Annotated in this window: 22 protein-coding genes; 6 read left to right on the top strand and 16 right to left on the bottom strand. The window is 37.6% G+C overall.

The annotated features are described in order from the left end of the window. Positions 1 to 12: 12 nt before the first annotated feature. From SAY88_RS10060 to SAY88_RS10025, 8 genes are all read right to left on the bottom strand, one after another. Entirely contained in the window at positions 13 to 150 is a 138-nt protein-coding gene (locus tag SAY88_RS10060) for a hypothetical protein (protein ID WP_332631532.1), read from the bottom strand. After that, the gene (locus tag SAY88_RS10055) at positions 147 to 2,585 is read right to left on the bottom strand and encodes a heavy metal translocating P-type ATPase (RefSeq protein WP_332631530.1); all 2,439 of its coding nucleotides are present in this window, start codon (positions 2,583 to 2,585) and stop codon (positions 147 to 149) included. Before SAY88_RS10055 ends, SAY88_RS10060 begins: the two co-directional genes overlap by 4 nt. A 99-nt stretch (positions 2,586 to 2,684) precedes the next feature. After that, positions 2,685 to 2,891 (bottom strand): copper chaperone CopZ, encoded by a 207-nt coding sequence (copZ, locus tag SAY88_RS10050; RefSeq protein WP_332631528.1) that lies wholly within the window; start codon positions 2,889 to 2,891, stop codon positions 2,685 to 2,687. Between the two features lie 82 nt (positions 2,892 to 2,973). Next, on the bottom strand, positions 2,974 to 3,279 hold the full coding sequence (locus tag SAY88_RS10045; RefSeq protein ID WP_250096358.1) for a metal-sensing transcriptional repressor: 306 nt from the start codon (positions 3,277 to 3,279) through the stop codon (positions 2,974 to 2,976). Between the two features lie 66 nt (positions 3,280 to 3,345). Continuing rightward, positions 3,346 to 3,912: a hypothetical protein gene (locus SAY88_RS10040; RefSeq protein WP_332631526.1), complete on the bottom strand. Its 567-nt coding sequence runs from the start codon at positions 3,910 to 3,912 to the stop codon at positions 3,346 to 3,348. 112 nt (positions 3,913 to 4,024) lie between these two features. Then, positions 4,025 to 4,822, bottom strand: coding sequence for a S1C family serine protease (locus tag SAY88_RS10035; RefSeq protein WP_332631525.1), 798 nt, complete (start codon positions 4,820 to 4,822; stop codon positions 4,025 to 4,027). Between the two features lie 35 nt (positions 4,823 to 4,857). Then, a complete protein-coding gene (locus SAY88_RS10030; protein ID WP_332631523.1) occupies positions 4,858 to 5,418 on the bottom strand; it encodes an NAD(P)-dependent oxidoreductase in 561 nt (186 codons plus the stop codon). A gap of 37 nt (positions 5,419 to 5,455) precedes the next feature. Continuing rightward, positions 5,456 to 5,827: a Rossmann-fold NAD(P)-binding domain-containing protein gene (locus SAY88_RS10025; RefSeq protein WP_332631521.1), complete on the bottom strand. Its 372-nt coding sequence runs from the start codon at positions 5,825 to 5,827 to the stop codon at positions 5,456 to 5,458. Positions 5,828 to 5,968: 141 nt separating this feature from the next. Between SAY88_RS10025 and SAY88_RS10020 the strand changes: the two genes are divergently transcribed. From SAY88_RS10020 to SAY88_RS10010, 3 genes are all read left to right on the top strand, one after another. Next, entirely contained in the window at positions 5,969 to 6,316 is a 348-nt protein-coding gene (locus tag SAY88_RS10020; RefSeq protein ID WP_332631519.1) for a YojF family protein, read from the top strand. A 16-nt stretch (positions 6,317 to 6,332) separates the two neighbouring features. Beyond that, a complete protein-coding gene (gene bshB2 / locus SAY88_RS10015; RefSeq protein ID WP_332631517.1) occupies positions 6,333 to 7,001 on the top strand; it encodes a bacillithiol biosynthesis deacetylase BshB2 in 669 nt (222 codons plus the stop codon). A 164-nt stretch (positions 7,002 to 7,165) separates the two neighbouring features. After that, positions 7,166 to 7,687 carry a hypothetical protein gene (locus SAY88_RS10010; protein ID WP_332631516.1) on the top strand — a complete coding sequence of 174 codons (522 nt, stop codon included), beginning with the start codon at positions 7,166 to 7,168 and terminating at the stop codon, positions 7,685 to 7,687. Between the two features lie 205 nt (positions 7,688 to 7,892). Here SAY88_RS10010 and SAY88_RS10005 read toward each other — a convergent pair whose 3' ends face one another. The 3 genes from SAY88_RS10005 to SAY88_RS09995 form a co-directional block, all read right to left on the bottom strand. Then, positions 7,893 to 8,087 carry a hypothetical protein gene (locus SAY88_RS10005; RefSeq protein WP_250096351.1) on the bottom strand — a complete coding sequence of 65 codons (195 nt, stop codon included), beginning with the start codon at positions 8,085 to 8,087 and terminating at the stop codon, positions 7,893 to 7,895. Between the two features lie 479 nt (positions 8,088 to 8,566). Then, positions 8,567 to 9,025 carry a divergent PAP2 family protein gene (locus tag SAY88_RS10000; protein ID WP_332631513.1) on the bottom strand — a complete coding sequence of 153 codons (459 nt, stop codon included), beginning with the start codon at positions 9,023 to 9,025 and terminating at the stop codon, positions 8,567 to 8,569. A gap of 76 nt (positions 9,026 to 9,101) precedes the next feature. Further along, positions 9,102 to 9,989, bottom strand: a complete 888-nt coding sequence (locus SAY88_RS09995; RefSeq protein WP_332631511.1) for a DUF4349 domain-containing protein — start codon at positions 9,987 to 9,989, stop codon at positions 9,102 to 9,104. A gap of 165 nt (positions 9,990 to 10,154) precedes the next feature. Here SAY88_RS09995 and SAY88_RS09990 point away from each other — a divergent pair, with 165 nt between their 5' ends. Then, the gene (locus SAY88_RS09990; RefSeq protein ID WP_332631509.1) at positions 10,155 to 11,693 is read left to right on the top strand and encodes a hypothetical protein; all 1,539 of its coding nucleotides are present in this window, start codon (positions 10,155 to 10,157) and stop codon (positions 11,691 to 11,693) included. 39 nt (positions 11,694 to 11,732) lie between these two features. Here the strand turns inward: SAY88_RS09990 and SAY88_RS09985 are convergent, their stop codons facing one another. The 5 genes from SAY88_RS09985 to recQ all read right to left on the bottom strand — a co-directional run bounded on the left by SAY88_RS09985 (position 11,733) and on the right by recQ (position 15,810). Then, positions 11,733 to 11,816: a hypothetical protein gene (locus SAY88_RS09985; RefSeq protein ID WP_332631618.1), complete on the bottom strand. Its 84-nt coding sequence runs from the start codon at positions 11,814 to 11,816 to the stop codon at positions 11,733 to 11,735. Positions 11,817 to 11,854: 38 nt separating this feature from the next. Continuing rightward, complete coding sequence (locus tag SAY88_RS09980) at positions 11,855 to 12,055, bottom strand: SCP2 sterol-binding domain-containing protein (RefSeq protein ID WP_332631616.1); 201 nt, start codon at positions 12,053 to 12,055, stop codon at positions 11,855 to 11,857. A 325-nt stretch (positions 12,056 to 12,380) separates the two neighbouring features. Then, positions 12,381 to 12,719, bottom strand: coding sequence for a bacillithiol system redox-active protein YtxJ (ytxJ, locus tag SAY88_RS09975; protein WP_332631507.1), 339 nt, complete (start codon positions 12,717 to 12,719; stop codon positions 12,381 to 12,383). A 32-nt stretch (positions 12,720 to 12,751) separates the two neighbouring features. Further along, entirely contained in the window at positions 12,752 to 13,597 is an 846-nt protein-coding gene (locus SAY88_RS09970) for a DegV family protein (RefSeq protein WP_332631505.1), read from the bottom strand. A 101-nt stretch (positions 13,598 to 13,698) separates the two neighbouring features. Beyond that, positions 13,699 to 15,810, bottom strand: a complete 2,112-nt coding sequence (gene recQ / locus SAY88_RS09965; RefSeq protein ID WP_332631502.1) for a DNA helicase RecQ — start codon at positions 15,808 to 15,810, stop codon at positions 13,699 to 13,701. Between the two features lie 86 nt (positions 15,811 to 15,896). Between recQ and SAY88_RS09960 the strand changes: the two genes are divergently transcribed. Then, positions 15,897 to 16,154, top strand: coding sequence for a hypothetical protein (locus SAY88_RS09960; protein ID WP_332631499.1), 258 nt, complete (start codon positions 15,897 to 15,899; stop codon positions 16,152 to 16,154). A 148-nt stretch (positions 16,155 to 16,302) separates the two neighbouring features. Continuing rightward, positions 16,303 to 17,895 (top strand): ABC-F family ATP-binding cassette domain-containing protein, encoded by a 1,593-nt coding sequence (locus tag SAY88_RS09955; protein ID WP_332631496.1) that lies wholly within the window; start codon positions 16,303 to 16,305, stop codon positions 17,893 to 17,895. Positions 17,896 to 18,024 lie beyond the last annotated feature (129 nt).

The following is an 18,024-nucleotide window of genomic DNA, read 5'->3' as shown; positions in this document are numbered from 1 at the left end:
CTTCACCATCTATTAATGACTTTCCTCATGACTGTCATCTGGAAGATGAGGATGATCAGCCTCGGTATCAGCAACTACATTGTATATACCTATGACAGAAAGTAAAATCGCAATAGCAGAAATTACCCAGGTGCGAACTGTTTTCGTCATCTTGAACTCTCCATTTCCGTTTGAACAAGCTTTGTTTTTTGTAGTCGTAGAGCATTTAAGACAACAGATACTGAACTAAATGCCATCGCAGCACCTGCTACCCAAGGGGCTAATAAACCTAGAGCAGCAATTGGAATTCCTAATGAATTATATACAAAGGCAAAAAATAAATTTTGTTTAATATTTACCATTGTCTTTCGACTCATCATAATCGCATCGGCTACGCTATTTAAATCTCCACGCATGAGTGTAATATCTGCTGCTTCAATTGCAACATCTGTCCCTGTTCCAATAGCCATTCCGATATCTGCAACAGCAAGTGCAGGTGCATCATTTAACCCATCTCCCACCATCGCAACCTTTTTTCCTTCTTTTTGCAGCCTTTCGATAACTGCACTTTTTTCGTGCGGCAGCACTTGGGCAACAACATTTTCGATTCCTACTTGCTTGGCAATCGCTTCAGCAGTTCGGCTGTTATCTCCTGTTAACATAATTACTTCAAGCCCTAATTCTTTCAACCTAGTTATAGCTTGTTTCGATGTGTCTTTTACCGTATCTGCAACCGCCACAAGGCCTGCATATTGACCATCGACAGCGATTAGCATAGCCGTTTTCCCTTCATTTTCAAGCTCGAGCATCGTCTCATTTGCCTTTTCAAAATCAATGTTCTCATCTTCAAGTAATTTTCTCGTTCCAACGATCACTGTAAAACCATTTACAAGAGCACGAATTCCGTGACCAGGAATTGCTTCAAAATGACTTATTTCTAATAGTTCAAGCTTTAACCCTTTTACATATTGTACAATCGCTTGTGCTAAAGGATGCTCTGATTTGCTTTCGGCTGAAGCTACCATTCGTAGTAGTTCATCCTTCTCTACGATCTCTTCACTTAGAAAATCCGTTAACATTGGTTCACCTTTAGTAACCGTGCCTGTTTTATCTAGAACGACCGTTTGGATCGACTGTGTATTTTCAAGATGTTCCCCACCTTTAAAAAGCAACCCTAGTTCAGCAGCACGACCAGAACCGGCCATAATCGAGGTCGGTGTTGCAAGTCCAAGAGCACAAGGACAAGCAATAACGAGAATCGAAATGGTAGGAAATAATGCAGCACCTAAATTCCCTGGTGTAATAAGTAAATACCAAACAAAAAACGAAACAACAGCAATGACAACAACAACTGGAACAAAAATCCCCGAAACTTTATCCGTCATCCGCTGAATGTTGGCTTTTGACCCTTGGGCATTCTCAACGATTTTTATAATTTGCGATAAGGCCGTATCTTTTCCTACTTTTGTTGCTTCCATTGTTAACGAACCATTTTTATTCATCGTTGAACCAATGACTTCATCACCTATTTGTTTGTCAATAGGGATACTTTCCCCCGTAATCATCGATTCATCTACAGCTGAATGTCCTTCAATAATTTTCCCATCTACAGGAATTTTCTCTCCTGGTCTTACAAGTAAATGATCTCCGACTTTCACATCTGAAAGAGCAATAGTAATAGGCTCACCATTGCTAATAATTGTTGCTGTTTTCACTTGAAGTCCTAATAACTTCTGAATCGCCTGGCTTGTTTTTCCTTTCGCCCGTGCTTCAAAAAGCTTCCCTAGCACTATAAGTGTAATGATGACAGCAGAAGTTTCAAAATATAAATCAGGCATCACAATCCCGTGCTCCATAGCCTCAATTCCTAAATAAATACTATAAAAATATGCAGCTGATGTTCCTAAGGCAACAAGGACATCCATATTCGCACTTTTGTTTCGCAATGCTTTATATGCACCGACGTAAAACTGGGCTCCAACAACAAACTGAACAGGTGTTGCCAGAGCTAATTGTACCCAAGGATTCATAAACATCTCAGGCATCCAAATAAACGATGTAAACTCAAAATGCGTCACCATCGACCAAAATAAAGGCAAGGTTAAAATCGCAGCAAATAAAAATTTGCCTAATTGGGTTTCCATTTCTTTTTGTTTTGCATCTATTTGCGTAGTCTCTTCATTTTTCTCTTCTAATCCAAATCCTAGTTTATCAACAGCCTTTTTCATTTCAGAAGTTGTAACTGCTCCATCTAAATATTTGACCGTTGCTGTTTCAAGTGCTAGATTTACTGTTGCCTGTTGAACACCATGGAGGCGATTCAACTTCTTCTCAATCCGACTTGAGCAAGCAGCACAGGTCATTCCTGTTACATGAAAGTCAGCCTTTAAAACTCTCACTTCATATCCGAGTTTTTCAACTTTGTCCGTTACTTGTTTGACACTCGTTTCAACTGTATCAAGAGTAACATTTGCTCGTTCTGTTGCCAGATTGACATTGACTTCTTGAACCCCATCCAATCTTCTTATCCCTTTTTCTACTCTTGCAGAGCAAGCAGCGCAGGTCATACCTCCGATGGAAAATGTTATTTCTACCTTTGCCATCATTCTTCCCCTCCCTCTCTTAGAAAAGGCCTTATCTCTTACCCCTATAGGGTATATTTTTCATACAAGAAAACGTGCCTTTGTGGCACGTTACTTTAGGAACTAGACTACATCATACCCTTGCTCTTCAATCTCTTCTTTAATCGCATCAAGTGACAAGCTACTTGCTTCGTAATCTACAACGACTGTACCATTTGCTAAGTTTACTTCGACTGAACGAACTCCATCAAGTTTTCCGACACTTCCCTCAACTGCAGATACACAATGATTACAAGACATTCCTTTTACTTGAATTGTTGTTTTTTCCATGTTCTTCATCACCTTTACTTGATTAAGATACACCTATCGTACCATACCCACCTAGGGTAAGCAACATAACAAAAAATTAAAACTACGTTTTTGTTAATCGTTCAATGACATCCATAAGCTCAGCAATTGATTCATCTCCACTGCCGCTTTTAATTGCATCCGCTACACAGTGCTTCGTATGGTTTTCCATTAACTGCAAGCTTACCTTTTTCATCGCTGCATTTATAGCAGAAATTTGAATAAGAATGTCCACACAGTATCGATCATTCTCTACCATGTTTTGAATTCCCCTTACTTGCCCTTCGATTCGTTTGAGTCGATTCACCAACTGTTCTTTTTCACGGGAATGTCGATGATCTATTTGCTTCAACTCAATTTTTTTTGACATTGGCGAATCTCCTTTCACCTGTTTTTATAATACTACTATCATATAAAAAACACTGCTTGTCAACGACTAACCTAAAACGGAATGCTTATGTTCACTTGAATCGATTTGATCATCTGGAAAGAAAGTATCCACTTGTTCTAGAGCAAAAAAGACAAACAAAACAAGGAGAAATACAATAAGAGGGTTTCTTAAAAAAGTCACAATAAATGATTTAGATTCAGCGTGGAACATTCGAGTCGTAATTACTAAAACGATTAAACTAATCATAAATAAAAATTTTAATAGCGTATCTTCTTGGCCGATTGGAGACATTTCCCCAATCATTGCCCCCATCATCCCGCCCATTAAACCAGCTAACATTCCTTCAAGTGTTGTAATTAACTGGTGAGGCAATCCGATAAAAGCACCTATTGTCATTCCAATTACAATTCCTAGTATCGTAGACTGAATAAAATCTCCTCTTAACAATAAACCCATAATTGTCCCAAATAAAATACCAGCAGTCATTCCTCCGGCCATTGCTGTCATCATAAGATTCATTTGTGACTCATGACGGTTTTGAACAATCACCAAATAATAGCAAAGAAAAAGAACGGTTGACGCCATGAAAAATAAAAGCAAACCAGTTGACATAAATACCCCCCCCATCCCTCTTCTTATTATCCTATTTCACTAGTTTAACGAATAGTACAAGTGTTGGTTTATTCATACAGAAAAGCAGGCCCACCCAAATAGATGGAGCCTACTATTCATTCGTGAGTGCTTCTACCTCAGCTATTTCAGCAACAATTTGTTCGATCGGAATAGCTAACCCGTGTCCCTCTTCTTGACTACCGATAGAAGGAAGCGATCTTGCATAGACCACCCCGACCACTTCTCCTTCCTCAGATAAAACAGGGCTACCACTATGTCCAGGGAAAATTGCATTTGAAATCTTCAACACTTGATATGGGGCTTCCTCATTTAAGATTTCCCCCTTATTGACAATCTGTGTTTGGGATAGTGGACTACCAATCACATAGATTTTCTCCTGCTCTTTTGCATCTTCCGTACGCAGTGGCAAATATGGTACGTCATTACCATCAATTTTCAACAAAGCAACATCGAGGTCTTCCTCAGAATGAATGATTTGTGCATGAAAGATGTCTCCACTCGGAAATACGACAGCAAGCGGCTCCCGATTATGGATAACATGATGATTCGTTAATATAAACCCATCAGGTGAAATCGCAAAACCTGTCCCTCTTCCACCGCTACCTTGAATGGTCACTACCGCTTCTTTAAAATTAGCAATGTGTTCTTGTTGACTTAACTCTTCAGACGTCCGAACTAATTCACGGGAATCAGATGAAAAAAGGTTAAACCAAATGTTGGAAACTTGCAAAATAAGAAGAATAGCAATCCCAGCACCTACTATGCGGACGAGGTTTCTCTTTGATTGTTTCTTTTTTAATTCTTCTTCTGTATTCTCTTCCTCAAAAAGAAAATCCTCAGGCTTCGGGACGTACTCCTCCTCTTCTTCAGACCTATAATCATCTTTCATAAAATCACCTACTCTACAACATGATAGCTGCTAATTCATTCAACTACATTAATTGGGGTTTTCGGTTCGCCACCATGTAACACAGATATAATATTATCAGCAGCCATTTCCGCCATATTTCTTCTAGCTTCCACCGTCGCATTTCCAATATGTGGAGTTAAAATGACATTGTCTAACGTCTTTAACCGTTCGGTAACTGACGGTTCAAATTCAAATACATCAAGTCCCGCTCCAGCAATTCTTTTATTTGCTAAAGCACATACTAAGGCGTCTTCGTGGACAAGCGGACCTCTGGCTAAATTTAATAAAAATGCCTCAGGCTTCATCAACGCAAGTTCCTTTTCCCCTATAAAATGTTTTAAAGAAGGGTGGAAACTCATATGTAAGCTCACCACGTCTGCTTCTTGTAGAAGTGCCTCTTTATCAAGATATGTACAGTCTAATAAGTGTTCTTCCTCGTTTGAAAGGCGCGTTCGATTATGATAAATGATCTTCATATCAAATGCTTTCGCCATTTGTACGACTTTCTTTCCAATGTTCCCCATTCCAAAGATACCAAGTGTCTTTCCACGTAGCTCTGTACCAAGATGGAACAAAGGTGCCCATCCTTCAAAATAACCAGTTCGCGTAAGTTTATCGCCTTCTACTAGGCGATTTTGATAATGAAATCAAAAGACCCATCGTTAATTCTGCCGTTGCGTATGTTGAGACAACAGGAGTATTGGTTACATGGATCTTTTTCTTGGTCGCTGTTTCTACATCAATATTATTAAACCCTGCACCATAGTTCGCAATAATCTTTAAATCAGGAGCAGCATTCATAATTTCCTGATCAATCGTATCGGACAAAATGGATAAAATCGCTTCTTTTCCTTGAACCATTTGTATAATTTCATCTTTTGTCATTGGTGTAACACTTTCATTCATAATAACTTGAAAATATTTGCTTAACTTTTCATATGCAATAGTAGGGATTTTCCCTAAAACGGCTACCTCTTTCAACACGACACTCCCTCTCAAAAATCATCTATTCCATTTTAACAAAAAAGAAAAAGAGATAACACAACATGACAGGCGATTTTATTGGTTGTTCACCCTCATTTGCATTATACTATTAAGAAAAGAATGTAAATGTAGGAGGAACGCATGGAGGCTATCACAATACAGGAAGTACAGACCTTGATTCATTCATACGCTAACCAAGAAGTGTATTTACACTTAGAGACAACAAACGGTGCCTACGCTTCTCATAATGATTCATCTTTTTTCTCAGCAAGTGCCTACATAAGAAATGCAAAGATCACGTATGAGCACGGCAAAATAATCGGAGATGGTCCGTACCGAGTGGGCTTAAAGCTTGAAATCGGTTGGGTATACGCTGAAGGGTTAACACATTATGAGCAAGATGAATTAGGACGTCTTCTCCTTGCTGGTCACGGAAACGATGGAAAGTTAGCCGTTGCATTAGAAATTAGCAAAACACCTTTTGAATAGAGAGGAATGATTTGACATGAAAAAAGAACGACAGATCCTCGTCATATTCCCCCATCCAGATGATGAGACATTTGGTGTTTCAGGTACGATTGCGATGCATGTTGCCAATGGAACACCGATTACATATGCTTGCTTAACCCTTGGTGAAATGGGAAGAAATCTTGGCACTCCACCATTTGCAACGAGGGAATCACTACCAAAAATCCGAACACAAGAATTAATTAAAGCTTCCGAGGCAATGGGAATTGATGACTTACGTATGTTAGGATTTCGAGACAAAACCGTCGAGTTTGAAGACGACGAAAAAATGATTCTTATTATGAGCAACCTAATTGAAGAGCTGAACCCATCATTAGTTATTACCTTTTATCCTGGATACTCGGTTCATCCCGACCACGAGGCGACGGCGCGCGCAGTCATCGAAGCTGTCAAACGGATGGAAGAAAGCGAGCGCCCTACCGTCCATTGTGTTGCCTTCTCCAATGGCCATGAACAAGAAATTGGTCCGGCTGATATCGTAAACGACATCACTCCATTTGCCGAACAAAAGAAAGCAGCAATGCGAGCACATCTTTCACAAACAGAATGGATGCTTAAAGAGCTTGAACCAAAATGGGAAAGTGGTGATAAAGTGGCTCTTGAATGGTTACAAACAGAGCGATTTTGGACGTATTCATTTAAATAAACGAAAACACGAACTACATTTGAGGTACAGATTTTCGTGATTTGTACCTGTTTTTTATTGGTACTTCAATTAGATCTAGGTTATAAGGACTTGCACGTTTCCCACTATGCCGTTATAATATATAACTTGTAAAATAGTAGTAGACAAATAAAAGAGGTGATTCGGTGCTTTTAACTAAGTTAGGGGCCGAGGAGGAGAAAAGAGACCCTGTAGAACTAGAGCAAAACTTAGTAGATTTAGAGTTTCAAATGTTTCGTATGCAAGCGAACGTTAAAGAAATTGCAAAAAAACGACAAATTTTAGGAATAGAACAAACAAAAGAAGAAAAATGGGTGATTGTGTCTATTGTAGATGATGGGCATGCATGTAAGATCATGCTAAATGACTGTGAATCCGCCTTTCGTGGAAGCTGGGATTTCTCAATCCAAGCCAAATATGAGGATCAATCAACGATTTTCATTGGCGACATCAAAGGCGAAGAAAACAAAGGCTACGGCTCAATTTGCATGGACTATTTAAAGGAACATGCACAGGATCAAAACGTCCAATACATCAAAGGCGATCTCGCCGAACGTGACTTTGACCATCTTGACAGACTCATCCATTTTTATGATAAGCATAATTTTGATATTGAGGTTGACCACGAGAACTGCAGTGGATCAATTGTTTGCCAGCCCCATTGGTAAAATGGGGTCTTTTTTTTGTAGTAGTCACCATATGGTCACAACAGAAGCAAATGAATTATTTAGCTACTTCTTCTTGCCTAGTTAAAGTAGGATGTCCATAAAAACCTATTAGTGTGATGTCTGTCCTACCTGTTGATTACATTTACTCAGTTAAAAGAGATCGTTTTAATTTTTAGTACATTAAAAGCCACTCACTAGGAGTGACTTACTTTAAAAATAGACTAATTGTACCCTCAGAGAACTCGACCTTTATATTCTTAATTAACTTATCCTCACCTTTAAAAAGCATTTTTTCACCTTTATGAAATTTACCATCCCAGTTGGGCATTTCCTTTTCTAGTTCTTCGCCACTTGCTGTCCTAACTAAGTTATCGTCAATGTAAAAATTAATAGTACACATTTATGTATCATCCCCCTTTACCTAACTTAATTCGGCATAAGGAGACAGTTTCCTTCTTTATAAATATGAAAAAACAACCAAAAATGGATTTTCATCTAACTGGAAATTATTCTGCTCAATTATAGTAGCTGTACACTCCATTGTTTTCGTGTATAGCCGCAATTATTTTCAAATACTGTATACACCTTGCGTTAAAGTTAAAACATAAGAAAGAAAGTTAAAATAAACGGCTATAAAAAGGTGAAAATTATGTATGGGAAAAACGAAAAAGATAATATCCGAATGTTTGACAAATATAGCATTATTGGGTTGGTAGGGATCGTTACGGTTTTTTATTTATCTTGGCTCGCTCATAATTTGATGGTACCTTAATATAGCGAAAGAAGGCACTATAAAGGAATTTATCAGCGCCTTCTTTTTTCGCCTGTTCCTAACTGCAGTAACAGAGTTATATAAAGGAAATAATAAACCTATATCGTTTACTTACCAGTTAACATATACCCAAGCGTACCGGTTACGATACCTAAAAGCGCTCCTCCTAGTACCTCTTCAGGCATATGCCCAAGACGCTCTCTTAACTTTTTACTCTGATCCCTGCTTTTGTGGGGGGCATGCAATCCTGTTAAACGATTTACTTCTTCACTCATATCATTTACTTTTATTGTTAATTCACCTGTTTGTCTGCGAATTCCTTGTGCATCATACATAACAATTAAACCAAACACAGTAGACAAAGCAAAGTCAACTGAAGAAATGCCACGTTCAAGAGCAACAAAAGTAGCTAATGCCGTTACCCCGGCTGAATGGGAACTCGGCATCCCACCGGTTTCAAATAACAAACCTGTATCCCACTTCCCTGTTTTTGCTTTGTGTATAGGTATTTTTAATGATTGGGCAATTCCGATTGTTGTTAGAGCAGTTACCATTGGTCGATTCATCTATTTCACCTCATCTATATCGTTTGAATTGAAGCGAAAAGTATACACTTGGCAGACTGCAACAAATTTTGTTTTTTTAATCCATCGTTTGATCGTTGTTTTTCCTTTTCCTTTTGTAATATATCATGATAATCAAAATTAGAATCAAACTCGGCACAAAAACCGGGCTTAAACCAATCAAAAAGACTACAATGGTTGAGCTTGCTAGTAAAGCTACATTAATTGTATCAATAAATAGTTTTTTTGATCGTTCCCATGTATTCAATTCGTCTCCTTGAATGCTTGATGTTCCAATAGAAACCTCATTAATTGCTATGGTTATTGTCGAAAGTTCAACTTGATTTTCTAAGAACTGCTTTCTTCCCGTCATATGCTCGATTTCTTCTTGAACCTTCGCTAAATCGTTTGAAATCTTTAATAAATTTTCCGTATTAGCAGCCTGTTCCATAAAGCCTAACAGTCGCTCTTCCACAACACTTTTGGCTTTTAATCGAGATCCTAAATCAATGTACTCTTCGGTTACGTCATTGCCATGTGTGCTTTGTTCAACGATTTTGACATCTGTCGTTCCTATATATTCGATAAACGGCACAAAATCTTGCTTCGGCACGCGAAGGACAATGGTCCCAAATAGCTTGCCATCAGCCCCTTCATGATGATGTGATTCAACAACATAGCCGCCTAACTGACCAGTCCTTTCTTGGATCTTGTCTCTAGATAGGTAGAAGTCTTTCACTTCTAGAGTCAAATATCCTTGATAAATGACCATGCGCTCTGCTGCTTTTGTACTTACTTGATTCAGTATTCCTCTATCCATATTCATGCTTTCGGAAGAAGTTGCAACTTCTGCTTCTTCAAATACTTGGTCACTTACAGCCAAATCATTTACCTCTTCCTGACTACTACAAGCACTTATAACCAATACTAAAAAAACAATTCCAAGGAAACCCTTTATTTTTCCCATTATACACACCTCCAAATCTACACATGAGACGACTGGAGCTACTAGATGGTTTCAACTTGGTTAATTTACTATTCTGTTAAATTCATGTATAGGCTTACAAAAGTTTACTCCCCGCACCATTATGGGGTAAGCTTTAAAAGCAAAAATAAATAAGGAGTTACTTTCATGGAAATTGTTGATCAAATTACTCATTTACAAGTCTTAAATCAATTTTGGATTTTGCTCTTTTTCCTTGTTCCTATGGTACTAATATCAAGAACAATTGTAGCTGGTACAAGATTTTCTCCTGTACTTATTATTGTTATCTTCGGCTTATTGCTTGGTTTTCTTTTAGTTTCTGTCGGAATCGCTACACCTGGATTAGTTGAGTTTCCATTTGTTGATTTAATGGCTCGTACGACCATTATTGCTTTAACGGTATCATTCTTTGTTGGAGGACAGGAGTTACGAAAAATTCTAAGCAAGAAGGAGCTTGAAGTCTCTGACATTGTCGTTCCATCAGATGAAGAAACAATTCTTGGAACAACACGCACTCAATTCTTTTACATTGTTCGTGCATTCTTCTTATTGCTTGGAATTGAAGGATTTACCAGAATGCTCTTACAGGGACAGGCTGCTGAAGGGCTGGCTGTCTATAATCCTCTTATTGCTTATATAGGTCTCATTATCGCTGTAATATTAATCGATAATAAAGCTACCATAAGAAATAAGCATTTGTATATTCGGAAAGGTTTGCTAGAACTTGGGTTAATCATTGTCGTTTTACTTATTTCCTTTTATGTTGCTCAGGCATTTGTTTCCATTATTGCGTTACCGCAAATCTTTTTCGCTATGATGATTTCAGCTGCCCTCGGTGCAATTTTCCACAATTGGACATTTGGTCCAACTATACGTGCCCTACTTTTTGCCGGGATTCCAGTTGTACTTGCGGCGAACTTCATGGTTGGAGGGTCTCGCATTAGTGATGCCTTTGAAATTCAAGGGATGAACTCTGTATTAGCGTATGGATTTTTCGGACAACTTTTTTGGATGTTTGGGGGAATTGCCTTAATTATGCTTATTGCTAAAACAGCAAACACGCGAAACTTAGCACCTGGTATGGCTGGTTCTCTTTCTCATTCTGGTTTAACAGGAGCTTGTACTGCAGGAGATTTTGGAAAAGTTGCGGCTCAACGCGCACCAATTATGATTAATATTCCATTCTTTGGACATGTGTTTGTATTTTCAGTACTTGCAATCAGTGCTGAGCGCGGCTCTCTATGGATTGGACCTTCTTCCATCATTGTAGCAATTGGAATCGGACTAACGATTTTAGCTCTCTTAAATTTACGTAAAGCCAATGGGGATGATCGAAAAGAAGTAAAAGCTCTAATGCAATTTTCATTTGGTTGGCAAATTTGTGCCGTTTTTGGGGGATTAGCGCTTTTAAGCTTTAGTACAATGTCTTTTGAATATACAGCTATGGCGCAAACATCGGCCATTTCCCATTTTGGATTATTTGCTGCCATTCAAGGTGAGATGTTTGGTACGGATGCAGCTTTACTCATTCCTTTTATCTTTTCTATGCCATTTTTAGTACACCCACTTGTTTTCTATATGTTCGGGAAAGCTATGGAAAAAGATGGAGAGATGCCAATTAAGCCTGTTTATATTTTAGCGATTATTGGCGTTATTGGCGTATCTTACGCATTACTTTTTGCTTAACATTAAATAAGAGACGACGACATGTTCGTCTCTTATTTATTATACTTTTTGATACACCCGTACAACTTCTTGTAGCTTTAATGCCAATCCTATCTTTCCATCTAATTTTACCTTCCCTGTCATAAATGTTACTGTAGTGTTCCGTTCATCTGCTAACTATTTCAAGAGATCTTTTCCGATAATTGCAATGTAACATCCGCTTCCTCGTCTTGACTTTCATATAAGTTTGCTTTTCCATCTCTTAGTACAACTTGAATCGTACCCTCATCCTTTAAATCAAATTGGAACACACGGTCCTTCTTTTTGCTAATATACTCAGGATGATTATTCATTTTTTCAATCAACTCTCTTAGTTCCCCCACCGCATTCAATCTCATCATCCTCCTATCACTCTTTTTCCTTACTCTTTATTCGCTAATAAGCGATTCCTTTTTGTTTTAACGAATAAGATCGATTCATTCTAGATATAGTAAAACCATGTAGAAAGATCAGAAAAAGGGAGTTATTCTCTTTTTCGTTCCAATGAGACCATCGGAGGTGTTTTGTTTGGATACGATGAGAATTTTACAGTATGTTTGTACGTTTCTTGGAACTGGTTGTTTAATTTTTACTTATATTCAAATGGCTAAAACAAGTCAAAAAAAGAAGAGTGATTCATAGCTTTACCTATGTTGTCACTCTTTTTCATTATTGGTTTATAGCTTTTTCAATCGCTCTCTTTGTAATGGACCAATGTGAATCCACCCACGTTACTTCTTGTTCTTTTATAAGGAAACATTGAGGTGATTCATGTTTGACTCCTGTTTTTTCTGCAATGGCATTAGATACAGGACGTTGTTCAATCACTTTTACTAAAGCATAATTAAATTCATTCTCTGCTCCTTTTTGAAACGCTTGAAATTCTTTGAATGCTTCAGCACTAATTGGACAAGTTGTACTATGCTTTAACAGTAAAACAGGCTTTTCTCCTGATGATTGATAAAGCTCTTTCCAGTCGTCAATACTAATTAGTTCGCGAATACTCATAACTTTGTTCTATCCTTTCCAATTATATATATTTAGTCTTTTTCTGAATAATACATAAGTGCAATTGCTCCAGGTCCTGTATGTGTACTTATAATAGGAGACGTTTCTGTAATTGTCACTGGGATTTGTTTCAGTTGTAATGCATCTTTCAATTTATTTGCCAGTGATTCCGCCTCAATATGAGCAATCCCGACTGCCTTTACCTTTAATGACGATGTTTCCTCGATGAATTGTTTCTTAAAATATTCAATCATTTGTATATGAGTACGTACTTTGTTCACGGGTGTATATACTCCATCAGCCAGAGAGGCAATTGGCTTGATTTTCAGGATGGATCCAAGCAATGCTTTGCCTCGGCCAATTCTACCCCCTTTTACTAAATATTCTAATGTATCCACCATTAAATATAAAGAAGTATGCTCACGAACTTCTTCTAACCTGGCAACAATTTCTTCGACACTATGTCCATCGCTAGCCATCTTTGCAGCTTCAATCACTTGAAAAGCTAATGCATGAGAGATGAACTGTGAATTAATAACCGTTACATTTTCTCCGATCATATCCGCTGCCGTTCTTGCAGAATTAAATGTACCACTCATTCCTTCCGTAAGATGGATTGATATGATGTGTGTTGTATCAGGTTCGGCTAATAACCGAAGATATGTCTCCTCAAAATAACCAACAGAAGGTTGCGAACTTTTTGGAAGCTCCTCAGATGAAGTCAATAATTTCACAAAATCACTTTTTGTTATATCGATCCCATCTAAATAAGTTTGTCCATTTACTGAAATAGATAATGGGACAACCTCAATCCCGTAAGTTTGAATAAGATCTTTCGTTAAATCAGAAGTTGAATCTGTTACGATCTTAATTGTCATTTCTACATTCCCCTTTTATAGCTTCATGACGTCTATGAAAAAATTACATAAAATTCCCTATTCCGACTCATCATATCATAAAACTTTGTACCTATCCGTTATTACTTTCCTAAAGTGAACCGGATTTCCTGATACGTGATATGGTCTGGGAGCTTTTCTTTAATTGGCTTAAGAAAATCTGTTCCTACCTCAGCTGCTACTTCATTTATAAGGAAGCGATGTTCCTCCTTTACAAATTGAGCTAAATGTAACTCTATTCCTTCTTGCTCTGCACGAATTAAGTGTTTGACAATCGTCTGCTCCGTTAAAGAGAAGGCTTCAACTAACTGCTCGATTGATGCACCTTCTTTAAAACGTTTTGCGGTTTCTAAATATTGCCCTTTTTTTGAAGCACCGCTGCTTTTTTTCGATTGTCTTTCACTCAATACAGGCTGATTATTTTTAAATTGTACTAATACCTCTAAAAAAGCTTGTCCATACTTCTCTTTTTTTTGTTCACCGACACCGGAAATTTCAGACAACTCATCCATCGTTACAGGAATATATCGACTCATTTCTTTTAAAGTGCGGTCTGAAAAAACCATATATGGAGGTATATTGCTATCGGTAGAGAGCTGCTTACGCAATTGACGTAATGCTTCAAAAACATCATCTTGTTCTTGTGGCTCTACTTGTGCTAACGTTTCAGTAATAAAAAGTTGTTCCTCACCTTTTAATACTGGCAACGTTTTCTCTGTTAATTCGATCGTTGGGTATGAAGTTCCCGTTGCTCGTAAATATTCTTCCGCCATTAAAATGTCAATAAATTCAGCCACATCTTTTTGAGTCCAATCCTTCATTAAACCATATGTTGAAACATCGTTTAACTGTAATTGTTTAATTTTTTGATTTGATGATCCGACTAGAATTTGAGCAATCATCGTTTTTCCGAAACGTTCTCTCACTCGTTTAACTGTTGAAAAAACCATCTGAGCTTCTTTCGTTCGATCTACCTTCTCACCTGCTTGAACACAGTTCGAACACTTTCCACAAGTCTTATTAGTATCTTCACCAAAATAGTGTAAAATATATTGTTGCAAACAACGTTCCGTATGGCAAAATCCAGTCATTTGCTGCAATTTTTTATATTCCATTTCCATTCTATCATCCGTACGATCAGATTGTTCAATTAAGAAGGATTGGGTTCTAACATCTTGTGGGCTAAATAATAGAACACAATCACTTGCTTCTCCATCACGCCCTGCTCTTCCAGCTTCTTGATAGTAAGCCTCAATCGTCCTCGGTAAATTGTAATGAAGAATATACCGTACATTCGACTTGTCTATACCCATTCCAAAAGCATTTGTTGCTACAATAATTTTAGCTTCATCATGTATGAAAGCCTCTTGATTAGCTGAGCGCTGACTCTCAGACATTCCTCCATGATAACAAGCAACATCAAAGCCTTTTGATGTCAGTTCGTCAAAAATTTGCTCAACTTCTTTTCTTGTTGAAGCATAGATAATCCCCGATTCATTCCTTCTTGCTGCTAAGAAAGAAGACATGAATTTTTGTTTGCTTACTCCTTTTTTTACTTGGAATGTTAAATTCGTTCGTTCAAAGCCAGTTGTTATCACATTTTCTTTATCGATATGTAAAAATTGTTGTAAGTCAAAACAAACTTGCTTTGTCGCTGTTGCCGTTAATGCCAAGACTGTAACTCTTTGAGATAACTCATCAAGCCATGATGAAATAGATAAATAACTTGGCCTGAAATCATGCCCCCATTGAGACATACAGTGCGCCTCATCAATGGCAACTAATGAGAGTGAAATGTGCTCAAGCAGATGTTGAAAAGATGGATGATTCAACCTCTCAGGAGCGACATAGACAAGTTTGTAATGGCCTTCCTTAATACGCGATTGCCGGGCACTCTCTTCACTTGCACTTAATGTACTATTTAAATACGTCGCAGGTATATTCAACTCATTCAAGGCATCAACCTGATCTTTCATTAATGAAATGAGCGGGGAGATCACAAGCGTAACTCCAGGCAAAACTAAAGCAGGAATTTGATAACATAGTGATTTTCCACCTCCTGTCGGCATGATACCAATTGTATCAATGCCATTTAACACTTGTTCGATTATGACCCTTTGTCCATCTCTAAATTGATCATATCCATATATCGATTTCAACTTTTCCTGCGCTAACTGCAGTTTATTTTTCTCCATCAACAGTTCCTCTTTTCTATTTTGAATGAGAAAGTGATCGTTGGACACTTTATAAATGAATAACACTCTGAGGTGATATCATGAACATGACATTAAAACAAAAAAATACATTCTGTTTAATCATTGTTTCATTAATTATGTTTGCACCTGTTTTCATCATGTTATTTACAGGTGAACGATTTGTTACAGCGATTCGTTTGTTCCCTCTGGACTTTTCGCTTTACTTCGCTGTTCTTTTAGGAGCGATCATTGTAAACTATACAACGCGGTCAACGAAACTGCTAACCATTACGATGCTCGCAACAATAGCTGGATTAGCCGTTTATTTTTTCTGGTATATATAACACACCTTCCATCGTACCATGATCCAAATCATCGGTCGAGTAAAGACAAAAGTAGGTTTATTTCAAAAATATCGTTAGAATACTAGCCCCTTGTCCACAATGAATGGTATAATTCATTCGATTATGGACATTGGAGGCATACATATTTATGATAACCGTTACAAATGTTGGATTACAATACGGCGACCGCAAGTTATTTGATGAAGTAAATATTAAATTTACACCAGGAAATTGTTACGGATTAATTGGCGCAAACGGTGCTGGAAAATCAACTTTTATTAAAATTCTTTCAGGTGAAATTGAACCACAGCAAGGTGATGTTCATATGAAGCCAGGACAAAGACTTGCTGTGTTAAAGCAAAACCACTTCGAGTACGAAGAAGTAGAAGTTTTAACAACAGTAATTATGGGACATGCTCGCCTGTATCAAGTCATGCAAGAAAAAGATGCGATTTATATGAAGGAAGAATTCTCTGATGAAGATGGTATTAAGGCCGCAGAGCTTGAAGGTGAATTTGCAGAAATGAATGGTTGGGAAGCAGAATCTGAAGCTGCTATTCTTCTTAAAGGGCTTGGTATTTCGGAAGAACTTCACTCAAAGAAGATGGCTGACTTAACAGGTTCTGAAAAAGTAAAGGTGCTTCTTGCTCAAGCATTATTCGGAGAACCAGATGTGCTTCTATTAGATGAGCCGACCAACCACTTAGACATTAAAGCGATCGAATGGTTAGAAGAATTTCTTATTAACTTTGAGAATACGGTTATCGTCGTTTCACACGACCGTCACTTCCTTAACAAGGTTTGTACACATATTGCTGATTTAGATTTCGGCAAAATCCAAATCTATGTTGGGAACTACGACTTCTGGTATGAGTCAAGTCAACTTGCTCAAAAAATGGCACAAGACCAAAATAAGAAAAAAGAAGAAAAAATTAAGGAACTTCAAAGCTTCATTGCCCGCTTTAGTGCAAATGCATCAAAATCTAAACAAGCAACTTCAAGAAAAAAATTGCTTGATAAAATAGAACTAGATGACATTAAACCATCATCACGTAAATACCCATATGTTCATTTTTCTCTTGGACGTGAAATTGGAAATGATGTATTGCGTGTAGAAGGAATTACAAAAACAATTGATGGTGAAAAAGTCCTTAACAATGTCAGCTTTACGATGGATAAAGAAGATAAAATTACCCTTGTCGGTGATAATGAAATTGCCAAAACCGCTCTTTTTAAAATTTTAACTGGAGAAATGGAACCAGATAGTGGAACGTATAAATGGGGCATCACAACGTCGCAAGCATACTTCCCGAAAGATAACTCTGCTTATTTTGAAGGAAGTGACTTAAGCTTAGTTGATTGGCTACGCCAATATTCACCTGAAGATGACAGTGATACATTTTTACGTGGATTCCTTGGACGTATGCTCTTCTCTGGGGAAGAAGTCAAGAAAAAAGCAAACGTCTTATCTGGAGGAGAAAAAGTTCGCTGTATGCTATCGAAAATGATGCTTAGCGGTGCAAATGTTCTTCTTCTTGACGAGCCGACCAACCACTTAGACTTAGAGTCTATTACAGCGGTGAACAACGGGCTCATAAATTACAAAGGTGCGATGATTTTCACTTCTCATGACCATCAATTTAATGAAACAATTGCAAACCGCGTGATTGAATTAACATCTGATGGTGTCATTGATAAGCAAATGACATTTAATGAATATTTAGAAACAACAAAGAAATAAGGTTGAAAGGATGGCTTTAGAGTCATCCTTTTTCTTATTAAATTAAATAGTAGATCTTATAATGGACGCTCATCTAAATGAGATTTAATACATGGTTAGACAAAAAGAAAACAGCTGTCGTCACGCTTT

This window comes from Halalkalibacter flavus (assembly GCF_036663575.1).
In the GTDB taxonomy this organism is placed as follows: domain Bacteria; phylum Bacillota; class Bacilli; order Bacillales; family Bacillaceae_D; genus Halalkalibacter; species Halalkalibacter flavus.
Note: the sequence above shows the minus strand (reverse complement) of the source record. Positions and strands in the feature narration are given on the sequence as shown.

Coding starts and splice junctions, on each gene's coding strand:
- SAY88_RS10060 (WP_332631532.1), bottom strand. CDS start 150: ATGACGAAAACAGTTCGCACCTGGGTAATTTCTGCTATTGCGATTTTA.
- SAY88_RS10055 (WP_332631530.1), bottom strand. CDS start 2,585: ATGATGGCAAAGGTAGAAATAACATTTTCCATCGGAGGTATGACCTGC.
- copZ (WP_332631528.1), bottom strand. CDS start 2,891: ATGGAAAAAACAACAATTCAAGTAAAAGGAATGTCTTGTAATCATTGT.
- SAY88_RS10045 (WP_250096358.1), bottom strand. CDS start 3,279: ATGTCAAAAAAAATTGAGTTGAAGCAAATAGATCATCGACATTCCCGT.
- SAY88_RS10040 (WP_332631526.1), bottom strand. CDS start 3,912: ATGTCAACTGGTTTGCTTTTATTTTTCATGGCGTCAACCGTTCTTTTT.
- SAY88_RS10035 (WP_332631525.1), bottom strand. CDS start 4,822: ATGAAAGATGATTATAGGTCTGAAGAAGAGGAGGAGTACGTCCCGAAG.
- SAY88_RS10020 (WP_332631519.1), top strand. CDS start 5,969: ATGGAGGCTATCACAATACAGGAAGTACAGACCTTGATTCATTCATAC.
- bshB2 (WP_332631517.1), top strand. CDS start 6,333: ATGAAAAAAGAACGACAGATCCTCGTCATATTCCCCCATCCAGATGAT.
- SAY88_RS10005 (WP_250096351.1), bottom strand. CDS start 8,087: ATGTGTACTATTAATTTTTACATTGACGATAACTTAGTTAGGACAGCA.
- SAY88_RS10000 (WP_332631513.1), bottom strand. CDS start 9,025: ATGAATCGACCAATGGTAACTGCTCTAACAACAATCGGAATTGCCCAA.
- SAY88_RS09995 (WP_332631511.1), bottom strand. CDS start 9,989: ATGGGAAAAATAAAGGGTTTCCTTGGAATTGTTTTTTTAGTATTGGTT.
- SAY88_RS09990 (WP_332631509.1), top strand. CDS start 10,155: ATGGAAATTGTTGATCAAATTACTCATTTACAAGTCTTAAATCAATTT.
- SAY88_RS09985 (WP_332631618.1), bottom strand. CDS start 11,816: ATGACAGGGAAGGTAAAATTAGATGGAAAGATAGGATTGGCATTAAAG.
- ytxJ (WP_332631507.1), bottom strand. CDS start 12,719: ATGAGTATTCGCGAACTAATTAGTATTGACGACTGGAAAGAGCTTTAT.
- SAY88_RS09970 (WP_332631505.1), bottom strand. CDS start 13,597: ATGACAATTAAGATCGTAACAGATTCAACTTCTGATTTAACGAAAGAT.
- recQ (WP_332631502.1), bottom strand. CDS start 15,810: ATGGAGAAAAATAAACTGCAGTTAGCGCAGGAAAAGTTGAAATCGATA.
- SAY88_RS09960 (WP_332631499.1), top strand. CDS start 15,897: ATGACATTAAAACAAAAAAATACATTCTGTTTAATCATTGTTTCATTA.
- SAY88_RS09955 (WP_332631496.1), top strand. CDS start 16,303: ATGATAACCGTTACAAATGTTGGATTACAATACGGCGACCGCAAGTTA.